This is a genomic window from Xanthobacter pseudotagetidis, assembly GCF_043194795.2.
Lineage (GTDB): Bacteria > Pseudomonadota > Alphaproteobacteria > Rhizobiales > Xanthobacteraceae > Xanthobacter > Xanthobacter tagetidis_A.
On sequence record NZ_CM195534.1, the window covers coordinates 1,717,733 to 1,730,049 of the forward strand.

Annotated in this window: 18 protein-coding genes; 16 read left to right on the plus strand and 2 right to left on the minus strand. The window is 75.4% G+C overall.

Going from position 1 to position 12,317, the window contains the following annotated elements:
• Positions 1–127 precede the first annotated feature (127 nt).
• The 8 genes from V5F67_RS07915 to V5F67_RS07950 all read left to right on the plus strand — a co-directional run bounded on the left by V5F67_RS07915 (position 128) and on the right by V5F67_RS07950 (position 6,693).
• A complete protein-coding gene (locus V5F67_RS07915) occupies positions 128–793 on the plus strand; it encodes a helix-turn-helix domain-containing protein (RefSeq protein WP_394022236.1) in 666 nt (221 codons plus the stop codon).
• On the plus strand, positions 684–2,057 hold the full coding sequence (locus tag V5F67_RS07920; RefSeq protein WP_445328690.1) for a DNA-packaging protein: 1,374 nt from the start codon (positions 684–686) through the stop codon (positions 2,055–2,057). Before V5F67_RS07915 ends, V5F67_RS07920 begins: the two co-directional genes overlap by 110 nt.
• Before the next feature lie 370 nt (positions 2,058–2,427).
• On the plus strand, positions 2,428–2,868 hold the full coding sequence (locus V5F67_RS07925; protein ID WP_394022235.1) for an HPP family protein: 441 nt from the start codon (positions 2,428–2,430) through the stop codon (positions 2,866–2,868).
• Positions 2,869–3,126: 258 nt separating this feature from the next.
• A complete protein-coding gene (locus tag V5F67_RS07930; protein ID WP_394022234.1) occupies positions 3,127–4,332 on the plus strand; it encodes a phage portal protein in 1,206 nt (401 codons plus the stop codon).
• A 175-nt stretch (positions 4,333–4,507) separates the two neighbouring features.
• A complete protein-coding gene (locus V5F67_RS07935) occupies positions 4,508–4,693 on the plus strand; it encodes a hypothetical protein (RefSeq protein ID WP_394022233.1) in 186 nt (61 codons plus the stop codon).
• Positions 4,694–4,738: 45 nt separating this feature from the next.
• Entirely contained in the window at positions 4,739–4,921 is a 183-nt protein-coding gene (locus tag V5F67_RS07940) for a hypothetical protein (RefSeq protein ID WP_394022232.1), read from the plus strand.
• Positions 4,922–4,923: 2 nt separating this feature from the next.
• Positions 4,924–5,427 carry an HK97 family phage prohead protease gene (locus tag V5F67_RS07945; RefSeq protein WP_394022240.1) on the plus strand — a complete coding sequence of 168 codons (504 nt, stop codon included), beginning with the start codon at positions 4,924–4,926 and terminating at the stop codon, positions 5,425–5,427.
• 12 nt (positions 5,428–5,439) lie between these two features.
• Positions 5,440–6,693 carry a phage major capsid protein gene (locus V5F67_RS07950; RefSeq protein ID WP_394022231.1) on the plus strand — a complete coding sequence of 418 codons (1,254 nt, stop codon included), beginning with the start codon at positions 5,440–5,442 and terminating at the stop codon, positions 6,691–6,693.
• A gap of 1,084 nt (positions 6,694–7,777) precedes the next feature.
• On the opposite strand, the gene V5F67_RS07955 is transcribed toward V5F67_RS07950, so the two are convergent.
• Positions 7,778–8,527 (minus strand): trypsin-like serine protease, encoded by a 750-nt coding sequence (locus tag V5F67_RS07955; RefSeq protein WP_509210626.1) that lies wholly within the window; start codon positions 8,525–8,527, stop codon positions 7,778–7,780.
• Between the two features lie 78 nt (positions 8,528–8,605).
• Here V5F67_RS07955 and V5F67_RS07960 point away from each other — a divergent pair, with 78 nt between their 5' ends.
• Genes V5F67_RS07960 through V5F67_RS07995 form a run of 8 tightly spaced genes read left to right on the plus strand, consistent with a single transcriptional unit; the run spans position 8,606 to position 11,757 of the window.
• Positions 8,606–9,166 carry a head-tail connector protein gene (locus V5F67_RS07960; RefSeq protein ID WP_509210627.1) on the plus strand — a complete coding sequence of 187 codons (561 nt, stop codon included), beginning with the start codon at positions 8,606–8,608 and terminating at the stop codon, positions 9,164–9,166.
• Positions 9,163–9,486, plus strand: a complete 324-nt coding sequence (locus V5F67_RS07965; protein ID WP_509210628.1) for a phage head closure protein — start codon at positions 9,163–9,165, stop codon at positions 9,484–9,486. The genes V5F67_RS07960 and V5F67_RS07965 overlap by 4 nt, the downstream gene beginning before the upstream one ends.
• On the plus strand, positions 9,483–9,770 hold the full coding sequence (locus V5F67_RS07970; RefSeq protein WP_509210629.1) for a hypothetical protein: 288 nt from the start codon (positions 9,483–9,485) through the stop codon (positions 9,768–9,770). The genes V5F67_RS07965 and V5F67_RS07970 overlap by 4 nt, the downstream gene beginning before the upstream one ends.
• Positions 9,767–10,186 carry a tail completion protein gp17 gene (locus V5F67_RS07975; protein ID WP_509210630.1) on the plus strand — a complete coding sequence of 140 codons (420 nt, stop codon included), beginning with the start codon at positions 9,767–9,769 and terminating at the stop codon, positions 10,184–10,186. The genes V5F67_RS07970 and V5F67_RS07975 overlap by 4 nt, the downstream gene beginning before the upstream one ends.
• A 21-nt stretch (positions 10,187–10,207) precedes the next feature.
• Positions 10,208–10,615 carry a phage major tail protein, TP901-1 family gene (locus V5F67_RS07980; RefSeq protein ID WP_509210631.1) on the plus strand — a complete coding sequence of 136 codons (408 nt, stop codon included), beginning with the start codon at positions 10,208–10,210 and terminating at the stop codon, positions 10,613–10,615.
• Between the two features lie 10 nt (positions 10,616–10,625).
• The gene (locus V5F67_RS07985; RefSeq protein ID WP_509210632.1) at positions 10,626–10,967 is read left to right on the plus strand and encodes a GTA-gp10 family protein; all 342 of its coding nucleotides are present in this window, start codon (positions 10,626–10,628) and stop codon (positions 10,965–10,967) included.
• Entirely contained in the window at positions 10,964–11,191 is a 228-nt protein-coding gene (locus V5F67_RS07990; RefSeq protein WP_509210657.1) for a rcc01693 family protein, read from the plus strand. The genes V5F67_RS07985 and V5F67_RS07990 overlap by 4 nt, the downstream gene beginning before the upstream one ends.
• Positions 11,188–11,757: a phage tail tape measure protein gene (locus V5F67_RS07995; protein ID WP_509210633.1), complete on the plus strand. Its 570-nt coding sequence runs from the start codon at positions 11,188–11,190 to the stop codon at positions 11,755–11,757. The genes V5F67_RS07990 and V5F67_RS07995 overlap by 4 nt, the downstream gene beginning before the upstream one ends.
• Before the next feature lie 74 nt (positions 11,758–11,831).
• Here V5F67_RS07995 and V5F67_RS08000 read toward each other — a convergent pair whose 3' ends face one another.
• A complete protein-coding gene (locus V5F67_RS08000) occupies positions 11,832–12,182 on the minus strand; it encodes a hypothetical protein (RefSeq protein WP_509210634.1) in 351 nt (116 codons plus the stop codon).
• Positions 12,183–12,317: the final 135 nt, after the last annotated feature.

Sequence of the window (12,317 nt, forward strand, 5' to 3'; positions counted from 1 at the left end):
GCCGCGCCCCATCGCGCCGGAAGGTGCGCGCTCGCGCCCCGCCGCGCCGGAAGGCGCGGGCGCGCGTTCAGACGCGCCGGAGGGCGTGCCATCGCGGCCGCCCGCCCCGCGTGCCGGCGCCGCCCGCATGTCCGGCCCGGCTGGCGATCCGCCCGGCGCCGCCTGCGGGACGGCGGCCGCAGGAGCCGGCGCGGCGCCACCCATCCGCGGCACGCGGGCGCCGCCGCCACCGCCGGCGGATGCGCGCCTCCTGCGGCGGCTCTACGAAGAGGGCGTGCCGCTCACGGAGATCGCCCGGCGCACCGGGCACGGGCGCGACACGCTCTATCGCTGGATCGACCGCATCGTCGCCGACGACGGCACGGTGGTGTTCGCGCCGGTGCCGCGCCGCCGTTCCGCTGCGGGCGCGCGGACCGCCGCGCGCGCCGGCGCCGCGCCGACGCGGGCCCGCCTCATGGCGCGCCTGTGGCATGCGGCCGAGCGGCAGGTGGCGCTGATCGAGGCGCGCATCCCCGCTCTGGGCGAGGACGCCGGGTGCGACACCGAGAAGGACGCCCGCGCGCTCGCGATCCTGGCGCGCACCCTGCGCGAGCTGGCGGCGCTGGAGGACGCGACGCGCGCCCGGCGCGCGGGCCGCGGCCGGCCGGCGCCCGGCGCGAGCGCGGCCATGGAAGGGGAGGGCGATGGCACCGAATTCCGCGATCTCGACGCCTTCCGCAGCGAGCTTGCGCGCCGGCTTGACGGATTGCGCGCGGACGGGGCAGGCGCAGAGCCTGCTGCGAAGCCTGTCTGACGCCGACATCCACGCGCTGCTCGCCGACTGGGAGCTGTGGGCGCGCCCCGACCAGATGCCGCCCGCCGCCACCGCGTCGGGCACGCCGTGGCACACCTGGCTGCTCATGGGCGGGCGCGGCGCCGGCAAGACCCGGGCCGGCGCCGAATGGGTGCGCGCCCTCGCCCTCGGCCGGCCGCCCTTCGCCGCCGCGCCGGTGTCGCGCATCGCCCTGGTGGCGGAGAGCCTGTCGGACCTGCGCGAGGTGATGGTGGAGGGCGTCTCCGGCCTCCTGGCGGTGCATCCGCCGGCCGAGCGCCCCGCCTGGGAGCCGAGCCGGCGCCGCCTCGAATGGCCCAACGGGGCGGTGGCCCAGGGCTTCTCGGCGGACGACCCGGAGAGCCTGCGCGGCCCGCAGTTCGGCGCCGCCTGGCTCGACGAGCTCGCCAAGTGGAAGCGCGCCGAGGCCGCCTTCGACATGCTGCAGTTCGGCCTCAGGCTCGGCACGCGGCCGCGCCAGATGGTCACCACCACGCCGCGCCCGACCGCGCTGCTGCGCCGCCTGATGGGCGACCCGCGCAGCGCCGTGACGCGCGCCGGCACCCGCGCCAACGCCTTCCATCTCGCGCCATCCTTCCTCTCGGAGGTGATCGCGCGCTACGGCGGCACCCGCCTCGGCCGGCAGGAACTGGACGGCGAGATCATCGAGGACCGCCCCGACGCCCTGTGGACCCGCGCCGCCATCGAGGCGGCGCGCGAGGCCGCGGCGCCGCCGCTGGCCCGCGTGGTGGTGGCGGTGGACCCGCCGGCCTCATCGCGCGTCGGCGCGGACGCCTGCGGCCTCGTCGCCGCCGGCATCGATGCCGGGGGGACGGTACACGTGCTCGCCGACGAGAGCGCGGCGGGCCAGCGCCCGGCGCAGTGGGCGGCGCGCGCGGTGGCGCTGTTCCGCCGCCTCGCCGCCGACCAGGTGGTGGTGGAGGTGAACCAGGGCGGCGACATGGTGTGCGCGGTGCTCGCCGAGGTGGACCCGGACGTGCCGGTGACCGAGGTGCGCGCGACGCGCGGAAAATATCTGCGCGCCGAGCCGGTGGCGGCGCTCTACGAGCAAAACCGGGTGCGCCATGCCGGCGCCTTCCCGCAACTCGAGGACGAGATGGCGGACTTCGGCACCGACGGCCTGTCCTCCGGACGCTCGCCGGACCGGCTGGATGCGCTGGTGTGGGCGGTCACCGCCTTGTCGCTGGGGCCGAAGCCGGCGGCGCCGAGGGTGCGCGGTCTGTGAGGGTGGAGGCGCTTCCGGAGATGGCGGTCATCTTGCGCATGACGGGCGGGGATGGCCACCGGCGCGCGGCAGTGGGTCGGTTTGAAACTGAGAGCTGGCGTTGCTCCCTCTCCCGCAAGCGGGAGAGGGTTCGTGGTGTTCCCGGACCAACGACGGGATTTCAAACGGCCCCGCTGCCTGACGCGCCCGCCCCTTGACCTGGCATCCAGAATACGTGCAGTGTGATGCCTACAAATGAGGCTGCATGACAACGACGTGTGCAGACATTTGCCTTTCAATCATCCTCTCTGCCCGTTCAGGTGCCATGAGATCGCATTGGAAAGCATTCTTCACGCGTCATGAGCCGTCTTGCGGGTCGTTCCTGATCGGAATGAAGTCCGGGGCCGGCGGCATGCTGGGCATGGGGCTGGTGGCGGGGCTCGCCGCCTTCACCGACCTGCCCTTCCTGATCGCCCCGTTCGGGGCCAGCGCCGTGCTGCTGTTCGCCCATCCCGCGACGCCGCTCGCCCAGCCCGCCAACGTGGTGGGCGGCTACGCGCTCGCGGCCATGGTCGGCCTGGCGCTGGCGCTGCTGTTTCCCGGCGCCTGGTGGGCGGCCGCGCTCGGCGTCGGGCTCGCCATCGCCATCATGCTGGCGTTCCGGGTCTCGCACCCGCCGGCCGGCGCGGTGCCGATCCTGATGGTGGTGGCGCCGGGCGATCCCATGGCGCTGGTGGGCGTGGTGGTGACGGGGAGCCTTGCCCTGGTGGCGCTGGCGATCCTCTATCACCGCCTGCCGCCGCGCCACGACTATCCGCGCCGCCCCGCCTGAGCGCTCGCGGTCCCGATCCGATCGCCGATGGAAGGCCGCCCCTACGGCGGCCCCGTCCGCGCGACACGCGGACGGGGCCGGCCGGCATACGCAAGACCTTGTTGCCGGTCCGTGAGACGGAGCCGGTCTCCTAGCGGGAGAATGTGCGCCCTTCGCGGCCGGATGCGGCGCGAAGGGTGCCATTTCGTGGCGCCGTCGTGTCGCCCGCCGCTTGTTCCGGCCGCCCTGCCGACCCTGCCTCGATCCGCGGAGCCTTCCATGCTCGATGCCCTGCTCGCCCCGCTCAGGGCGCATTTCGCCGCGCCCTTCCGCTCGCCCGCCGCCCGGCCCGAGGCCAAGGCGAGCCGCGCCGCCGCGCTGGTGGCGGTGCTCGCCGCCGGCCGCCCGGTCTGGAGCCCGCGCGACTATGCGAGCCTGGCGCGGGAGGGCTTCGCGCGGAACGCCATCGCCTACCGCGCCGTGCGGCTGATCGGCGAGGCGGCGGCGAGCGTGCCGCTGGTGCTCATGGCGGGCGCCGAGGAGCTGGCCGAGCATCCGCTGCTGCGGCTGGTGGCGCGGCCCAATCCGCGGCTCGGCGGCACCGCCTTCATGGAGGCCCTGTGCTGCCACCTGCTGGTGGCGGGCAACGCCTATGTGGAGGCGGTGGCGGTGGAGGGCCGCGTGCGCGAGCTGCACCTGCTGCGCCCCGACCGGGTGCGCGTGGTGCCCGGCGCCGATGGCTGGCCGGAGGCGTTCGACTACACGCTCGCCGGCCGCACGGTGCGGATCGCCCAGGAGACGCTGGTGGCCGGCGCCGACGTGCCGCCGGTGCTGCATCTTTCCGCCTTCAACCCGGTGGACGACCATTACGGCTTCGCGCCGCTGGAGGCCGCCGCCCAGGCGCTCGACCTCCACAATGCCGCCGGCGCCTGGAACAAGGCACTGATCGACAACGCCGCCCGGCCCTCCGGGGCGCTGGTCTATGGCGGCGCCGGCACGCTCACCGAGGAGCAGTTCGAGCGCCTGAAGAGCGAGCTCGAGGCCTCGTTCCAGGGCGCCGCCAATGCCGGCCGCCCGCTGCTCCTGGAGGGCGGGCTCGAATGGCGCGCGCTCTCGCTCTCGCCCAAGGACATGGATTTCGAGGCCGCCCGCAACGGCGCCGCGCGCGAGATCGCGCTCGCCATCGGCGTGCCGCCGCTGCTGCTGGGCATCCCCGGCGACAACACCTATGCCAATTATGCCGAGGCCAACCGGGCGCTGTGGCGCCAGAGCGTGGTGCCGCTGGTGCGGCGCGTGGCGGACGAGCTCTCGTCCTGGCTCGCCCCGGCCTATGGCGCGGACCTGCGCCTGGTGCCCGACCTCGACCAGGTGGAGGCGCTGGCCGTGGAGCGCTCCGAACTGTGGAAGCGCATCGGCGCCGCCGACTTCCTTTCCGACGCCGAGAAGCGCGCCGCGGTGGGCTATGGGGAAGACGGGCGGCGATAGCGGGCGAGGGCGGCCCGGAGCGCGGCGCGCCTCCCATAACGCCGCCGTCGTGCTCCGGCTTGACCGGAGCATCCATGCACCTCCCCGCCGCGCGCCCGGCCGCCGGGTGGATCCCCCGGACAAGCCGGGGGATGACAGCGGGGACGGAAGTCATTGCCCTGCTCCAGGAGCCGCCATGGACGCGCTCATCCGCGCCGTCGCCGAGCGCGGCGATATCGCCCATGTGGCGCTGGCGCTGTGGGCGATCGGCGCCTCGCTCGCCTTCTTCCGCGCCTTCGCCGAGGTGGCGCGGGCGCATCGCCGCTTCGACGACTTCGTGCGCGAGCTGGCGCGCTTCAACGCCCGGCACGGCCGGGAATAGCCCGGGGCCGGCCCTGACCCATCGACATCCACCGGAGACCATCCCATGCGCGCCCCGTTCCAGAAGGCGCCCGCGCCGCGCATCCGCGCGCTGACGGGCGCGCCCTCGCGGCCCAAGGCCACCCCGGCGCCGCAGAGCGTGTTCCGCGACTTCGTCGCGACGCTGGAGCGCCTGGAGAAGGGGCGGCGCAAGAAGAAGCCGCCCGCCCCCGGCGGGCGGGAGGCGTGAGCATGGAGGCCGGCCTCTCGATCGAAGGCTATGCCTGCCTGTTCGGCGTGGTGGATCTCGGCCGCGACATGGTGCTGCCCGGCGCCTTCCGCGAGAGCCTCGCCCGGCGCGGCGCCGGCGGCGTGCGGCTGCTCTACCAGCACGACCCCGCCGAGCCCATCGGCGTGTGGAGCGAGATCGCCGAGGACGCGCGCGGCCTTCATGTGCGCGGGCGCCTCTCGGCCGGCGTGAAGCGGGCGCGCGAGTGCGCGGCGCTCATCGCCGAGGGCGCGCTCGACGGCCTCTCCATCGGCTTCAAGGCGGTGGAGGCGCGCGGCGATCCGCGCACCCGCGTGCGCCGCATCTCCCGCATCGACCTGTGGGAGGTGTCCATCGTCACCTTCCCCATGCAGCCGGGCGCGCGGGTCGCGCTCGGCACGCCCGACCCCGCCGCCGTGCCCGCGCGCGCCCTGCGGGAGGCGGCCGCGCGCCTGCGCGGAGAAGCCCGCATCCCCGTCACCATCTGAGGACCGACACCCATGGCGAACACCCTTCGTGCCCCCGAGACCAAGGTGGCGAAGCCCGAGACCCAGGAGGAGCGCGCGGCGGCGGCCGAGTTCCTCGCCGCCTTCGAGATCTACAAGGAGGCGAACGAGACGCGCCTCGCCGAGATCGAGCGCCGCAGCGCCGATCCGCTCACCGCCGACAAGATGGCCCGCATCGATGCCGCCCTCGACGCCCACCAGGCGCGGCTCGACGCCCTCGCCACCAAGGCGCGCCGGCCGGCGCTCGGCGTCGGCGCGGCCGAGCGCACCGCAGGCGAGGCGGCACATGCCGGCGCCTTCGACGCCTATGTGCGCCACGGCGAGGCCGGCGGCCTGAAGGCCATGGAGGCGAAGGCGCTCTCCGCCGGCACCGGCGCGGACGGCGGCTACCTGGTGCCGTTCGAGGCCGAGGCCGAGATCGGCCGGCGCCTCGCCGTGCTCTCGCCGGTGCGCGCCCTCGCCAGCGTGCGCACCATCGGCGCCGGCACCTACCGCAAGCCCTTCATGACCTCCGGCCCGGTCTCCGGCTGGGCGGCGGAGACCGCGGCGCGGCCGCAGACCGACAGCCCGGTGCTGGCCGAGCTCGCCTTCCCGGCCATGGAGCTCTATGCCATGCCGGCCGCCACCACGGCGCTGCTGGAGGATGCGCGCGTCAACGTGGAGGAGTGGCTCGCGGCCGAGGTGGAGCAGAGCTTCGCCGCCCAGGAGGGCACCGCCTTCGTCACCGGCGACGGCTCCGGCAAGCCCACCGGCTTCCTCACCTACACCAAGGCGGCCGAGGACGCCTGGAGCTGGGGCAAGGTGGGCGTCGTTGCCACCGGCGCGGCGGGCGCCTTCCCCTCGGCGACGCCGGCCGACCCGCTGATCGACCTCGTCTATGCGCTGAAGGCGCCCTACCGCCAGAACGCCACCTTCCTCATGAACCGCCGCACCCAGGCGGCGGCGCGCAAGCTCAAGGACGAGAACGGCACCTATCTCTGGGCGCCGCCCCCCGGCGCGGGGCAGTCGGCGAGCCTCATGGGCTTCCCGGTGGCCGAGAGCGAGGACATGCCGGACATCGCCGCCGACGCCCATGCGATCGCGTTCGGCGACTTCCGGCGCTTCTACCTGGTGGTGGACCGCGCCGGCGTGCGGGTGCTGCGCGACCCCTATTCCGCCAAGCCCTACGTGCTGTTCTACACGACGAAGCGGGTGGGCGGCGGGGTGCAGGACTTCGACGCCGCCAAGCTGCTGAAGTTCGCCGCCTGAGGGCGGGGCGCCACGCCGCCGCCGCCCCCCCTTGCCCCGCCGTCGCCCCTTGTCCCACCGTCGCCCTCCGGCTCGACCGGAGGGCCCATGCGGTGGCCGGGAGGGATCGTGACGGCGGTGCCGTGGATGCTCCGGTCAAGCCGGAGCATGACGGTGGTTTTCGTGGGATGTGGCGGGCTTTCTATCGCCGCCGCCCCTTGCCCCGCCGTCGCCCTCCGGCTCGACCGGAGGGCCCATGCGGTGGCCGGGAGGGATCGTGGCGGCGGTGCCGTGGATGCTCCGGTCAAGCCGGAGCATGACGGTGGTTTTCGTGGGATGCGGCGGGCTTTCTATCGCCGGCAACCGCTTTGCCCCACCGTCGCCCTCCGGCTCGACCGGAGGGCCCACGCGGTGGCCGGGAGGGATCGTGGCGGCGGTGCCGTGGATGCTCCGGTCAAGCCGGAGCATGACGGTGGTTTTCGTGGGATGCGGCGGGCTTTCTATCGCCGGCAACCGCTTTGCCCCGCCGTCGCCCTCCGGCTTGACCGGAGGGCCCATGCGGTGGCCGGGAGGGATCGTGACGGCGGTGCCGTGGATGCTCCGGTCAAGCCGGAGCATGACGGCGGTGAGAGGTTTCCGCGCCGTCGCTCCTTGCCTGCCGCCCCTTGCCCCGCCGTCGCCCTCCGGCTTGACCGGAGGGCCCATCTTGCGGCCAGGCGCGATGCGGGAGGGGGCATGGATGCTCCGGTCAAGCCGGAGCATGACGGTGGTTTTCGTGGGATGTGGCGGGCTTTCTATCGCCGCCGCCCCTTGCCCCGCCGTCGCCCTCCGGCTCGACCGGAGGGCCCATGCGGTGGCCGCGAGGGATCGTGGCGGCGGTGCCGTGGATGCTCCGGTCAAGCCGGAGCATGACGGCGGTGAGAGGTTTCCGCGCCGTCGTTCCTTGCCCCGCCGCTGCCCCTTGCCCCACCGTCGCCCTCCGGCTTGACCGGAGGGCCCATGCGGTGGCCGGTCGCGATGCTGGAAAGGTTGCCTGGATGCTCCGGTCAAGCCGGGGCATGACGGCGGTTCTGGGGGATGCGGCGGGCGTCCGTCCCGGCGCCCCTCAGCGCCCGGCGAGCGCCTTCAGCTTGGCGTCGATCCAGTCGCGGTGGAGCGAGACCAAAGTGACGCCGGTGACGCCGCCGCAGCCGCGGGCGTTGCCCAAGGCGGTAGCCCAGCCGATGACGCCCGCCACCGCGCCGTCGCGGAACGCCGGGCCGCCGGAATCGCCGGTGCAGGCGCCGGCGCCGCCCTCGGCGCGCGAGAGGCGCACCATGATGCCGCCGGTGGAGCCGATGTTCGGCAGCGCCACCGTGCGCAGCGTTCCGGCGCTCTTGGTGGCGCCGTCCGCCGTGACGCCGAAGCCGGCGATGGTGAAGCCGTCGCCCTTGGGCGGCAGCCCGCCCGCCGGCGCGAGGCGCGCCGGGCGCAGCGATGCCGGCAGCGGCTCGGCGAGCTTCACCAGCGCGAGGTCCGGCGTCGGCCGCCGGGTGCGGAACTGGTCGGCGCTGAAGCCCGGATGGAGCGCGATCCGCGCCACCGGGATCAGCTTCGGCTCGGCGCCCGAGAGCAGCGCCACCGCATAGTCGGCCGCCGGCTCCACGCAGTGCGCGGCGGTGAGCACCACGTCGCGCGCCAGCACCGTGCCGGTGCAGGTCGCCCCGCGCGTCGACACCAGCAGCACCGTCTGCGCCGCCACCTCCGCGCCCGCCGGCGCGCCGCCGACGATGGCGCGCGCCGGGCCGGCGGCCCCCGCGAGCAGAGCGAGGGCGAGAAGGGCGGACGGCGCGCGGCGCCACGCTTGGATCTTCATGCCGGTCTTCTGCCGGGGGCGGGCTCAGCCGTCAACGGCCCGCCCGCGCGCAAACGCCTTCCAGCCGGAGCCCATCCCATGCCCGAGCCCCTCGCCGGCCCTGCGGCCGAGCCCCTGACGCGCGCCGAGGCGAAAGCCTTCCTGCGCATCGACCACGATGCCGAGGACGCGCTGCTCGACGCCCTCATCCCCGCCGCACGGCGGCTGGTGGAGGCGGCGAGCGGGCGCATCCTGGTGGACCAGGAGTTCGCGCTTTCCCGCGACGCCTGGCCGGCGAGCGGCGTCATCGCGCTGCCGGTGGCGCCGGTCTCGGCGCTCCTCTCGGCCACCGTCACCGACGCGGCCGGCGCCGAGGTCGCGGTGCCGGACGGCGCGCTGACGCTGAAGGGCGAGCGCGCGCCGGCGCTGATCCATGTGGACCGCGCCCGCGCGCCCGCGCCCGGCCCGCGCCATGACGGCATCCGCATCGCCATCCGCGCCGGCTACGGCGCGGCGGCGGACGTGCCGGCGGATCTCCTGCAGGCGGTGCGGCTCGCGGTGGCGCATTTCTACGAGCTGCGCGACGGCGCGGGCGCCGCCACCGAGCTGCCCGCGGCGGTCATGGCGCTGATCGCGCCCTATCGCGTGGTGCGGCTGTGAGCGCCATCGGCGCGCTGCGCCAGCGCCTGGCGCACCAGACCTATGTGGACCTGCCGGACGGCGCCGGCGGCATCGCCCGCACCTTCCTCACCGTGGACCAGCTCTGGGGCAGGGTGGAGATGCTCGCCGACGACGTCGCGCTCGCCGCCGAGCGGCCCCAGGCGGGCCACCGCGCGCGCATCACCGTGCGCGCGCCCAACACGGTGGCGCCGGGCGACCGGCTGACGCTGGGCGCCCGCGTGTTCCATGTGGAGGCGGTGGCGGATCCGGACGGGCGCGGACGCCTGTCGCGCTGCCGCTGCCGGGAGGAGCAGCCATGAGCGCGCGCCCGCGAACGCGGGGCCTCGACGGCCTCGCCCGCCGCCTCGCCGCCCGCGCCATCCCGCCCGCCGCGGAGGCCGCCGCCGCGCGCGGCGCCGACGCCTTGGCCCGGGAGATGGCCGCGGCCTCGGGGGCGTCCGCCGCGGTCGCCGGCACCGGCGCGCGGCGCACGGTGCGGGTCGCGCAGATAGAGGCGCTCGGCCGCGAGCGCGGCACCCTTGAGACGCCGCCCGCGCCCTGGCTCGCGGCGGCGCTGCTCTCGTTCCGCAGGAGGCGACCGTGAGCCTGCCCCTCCACAGCCCGGCGCTCGCCTTGCGCGCCGCGATCCATGCGGCGCTCGCCGCCGACGCGCCGCTCGCCGCTCTGCTGGGCGGGGCGAAGGTATTCGACGTGCCGCCGAAGGACGCCGGCTTCCCGTTCGTCGCGCTCGGCGAGGCGGTGGTGGCCGACTGGTCCACCGCCACCGAGCGCGGCACCGAGCATGCGCTCACTTTGCACGCCTTCTCCCGCTCCGGCGGGCGGGCGGAGGCGTTCGCCATCGCCGCCGCGGTGCAGGAGGCGCTGCACGACATGCCGCTCGCGCTCGACGCCCATCGCCTCGCCAACCTGCGCGCCACCACGGCCGAGGTGGTGCGCGAGGCCGACGGGCGCACCTTCCACGCTCTGGTGCGGTTCCGCGCCGTCACCGAGCCGCTCTGATCCCCTATCCGGAGACACGCCATGGCCGCGCAGAAGGGCAAGGACCTTCTCCTCAAGATGCATGACGGCACGGGCCTGGTGACGGTGGCGGGCCTGCGCTCGCGCCAGATCGCCTTCAACGCCCAGAGCGTCGACGTGACCCATGCCGAATCCGCCGGCCAGTGGCGCGAGCTGCTGGCCGGGGCGGGGGTGCGGCGCGCCGCCGTCACCGGCTCCGGCGTGTTCAAGGACGCCGCCTCCGATGCCCTGGTGCGGGAGGTGTTCTTCTCCGGCGCGATCCCGGAATGCCAGATGGTGATCCCGGACTTCGGCACCGTGACCGGCCCGTTCCAGGTCACGGCGCTGGAGATCGCCGCCGAGCACGACCGGGAGGTGACCTTCGACCTCACCTTGGAGAGCGCCGGCGCGCTCGCCTTCGCCGCGCTCTGAGGACATCGCCATGGCCAATCCCCGACGTGGCGAGATCGAGGCCGTGCTCGACGGGCGCCCGCGCACCCTGGTGCTGACGCTGGGCGCGCTCGCCGAGCTGGAGGCCGCCTTCGGCGCCGATGACCTGATGGCGCTCGCCGCGCGCTTCTCGCGCGGCCGGCTCGGTGCCCGCGACGCCGCGCGCATCATCGCCGCGGGGCTGGGCGGGGCGGGCGAGCGCGTGTCGGCGGACGACGTGGCGCGCATGCGGGCCGAGGGCGGCGCGGCCGGCTTCGCGCGCATCGTCTGCGACCTGCTGGCCGCGACCTTCGGCGGCGAGGAGGAGCGCCCTCCGCCGCCGCAGGAGGGCTGACGCCGCGGCCCGGCGCGCCCGCGCCCTTCCCCTGGGAGGAGGCGATGGGCGCCGGGCTCGGCCTCCTGCGGCTGCCAGCCGACCAGTTCTGGCGCCTGACCCCGCGCGAGCTCGCCGCCGCGCTCGGCGCGCTCGCGCCGAAGCGCGCCGGGCCCATGGCGCGCGCCGGGCTCGACGCGCTGATGGCCCGCTATCCCGATGGGGATGAGAGGAGAATGCCGTGACCGAGAGCGTCGACATCGAGCTGTCCGTGGACACCCGCAAGGCGCTGGAGGCGCTCGGCGCGGCCGAGGTTTCCGCGCGCGGCTTCGCCAGCGCTCTGTCGGGCGCATTCACCGGCGTCGCGCTGAAGGGCAAGGATCTCGGCACGGTGCTCGAGCAGCTCGCCCAGCGCCTCGCCAGCCTCGCGCTCACCGCCGCGCTGAAGCCGCTGGAGCAGGGGCTCACCGGCCTCCTGTCCGGCGCGCTCGGCGGCCTCGGCTTCGCCGATGGCGGGGTGATCCAGCAGGGTCAGGTGAAGCCGTTCGCGCGCGGCGGCGTGGTGGCGGCGCCCACCTATTTCCCGCTCGCCTCCGGTCTCGGCCTGATGGGCGAGAAGGGCGCCGAGGCGATCCTTCCCTTGGCGCGCGGCGCCGACGGCGCGCTCGGCGTGCGCAGCGCGGAAGGCGGCGCGCGCGCCAGCGTCACGGTGAACGTTTCGACGCCGGACCTCGCCGGCTTCCGCCGCTCGGACGCCTACCTCTCCGGCCTGGTGGCGCGGGCGGTGGCGCGCGGCCAGCGCGGCGCGTGACGGGGGAGGCGTCCGTTCAGGGATGCGGCGGGACCAGAGAGACGAGCGCGGCGCCCGAAGGCGAGGCGGGCCGCTCAGCGCGCCTGGCGCCAGGGATCGTTCGCGGCGGGCGGCGGGCTCTTCTTGTCCGATGGCGTCGCCGCGGCCGGTGGCGAGGCGGCCGCCCCGGTGGTGCCGGTGGGCGTGCTGCCGGCGCCGGGATTGCTGCTGAGGCTGCCGCCCGAATAGGCATCGAACCGCACCGCGCCGCCGGTCTTCACGCAGCTGTCGCTGCCGGGCGCCTTCTGGAATCCGGGGCCGAGGGCGGCGCAGGGATTGGACTGCGCCAGGGCGCCGCCGGCGGGCACGACCGCCAGCGTGGCGGCGAGCATGAAGGCCGCGCGCCGCGTGCGGCCGGGCGAGGAGAAAGAGCAACGTGGCGCCATGGCCGATCGGTCCCAGCACGAGAGTTGGGGGCAGACCGGCGAAATCTAGCGTCGCAAATTTCCCGCACAAGCTCACGCAACGTCGGCCTCACGCAACATGGGCCTCACGCAACATCGGCGGCTGCGTCCGCAGGC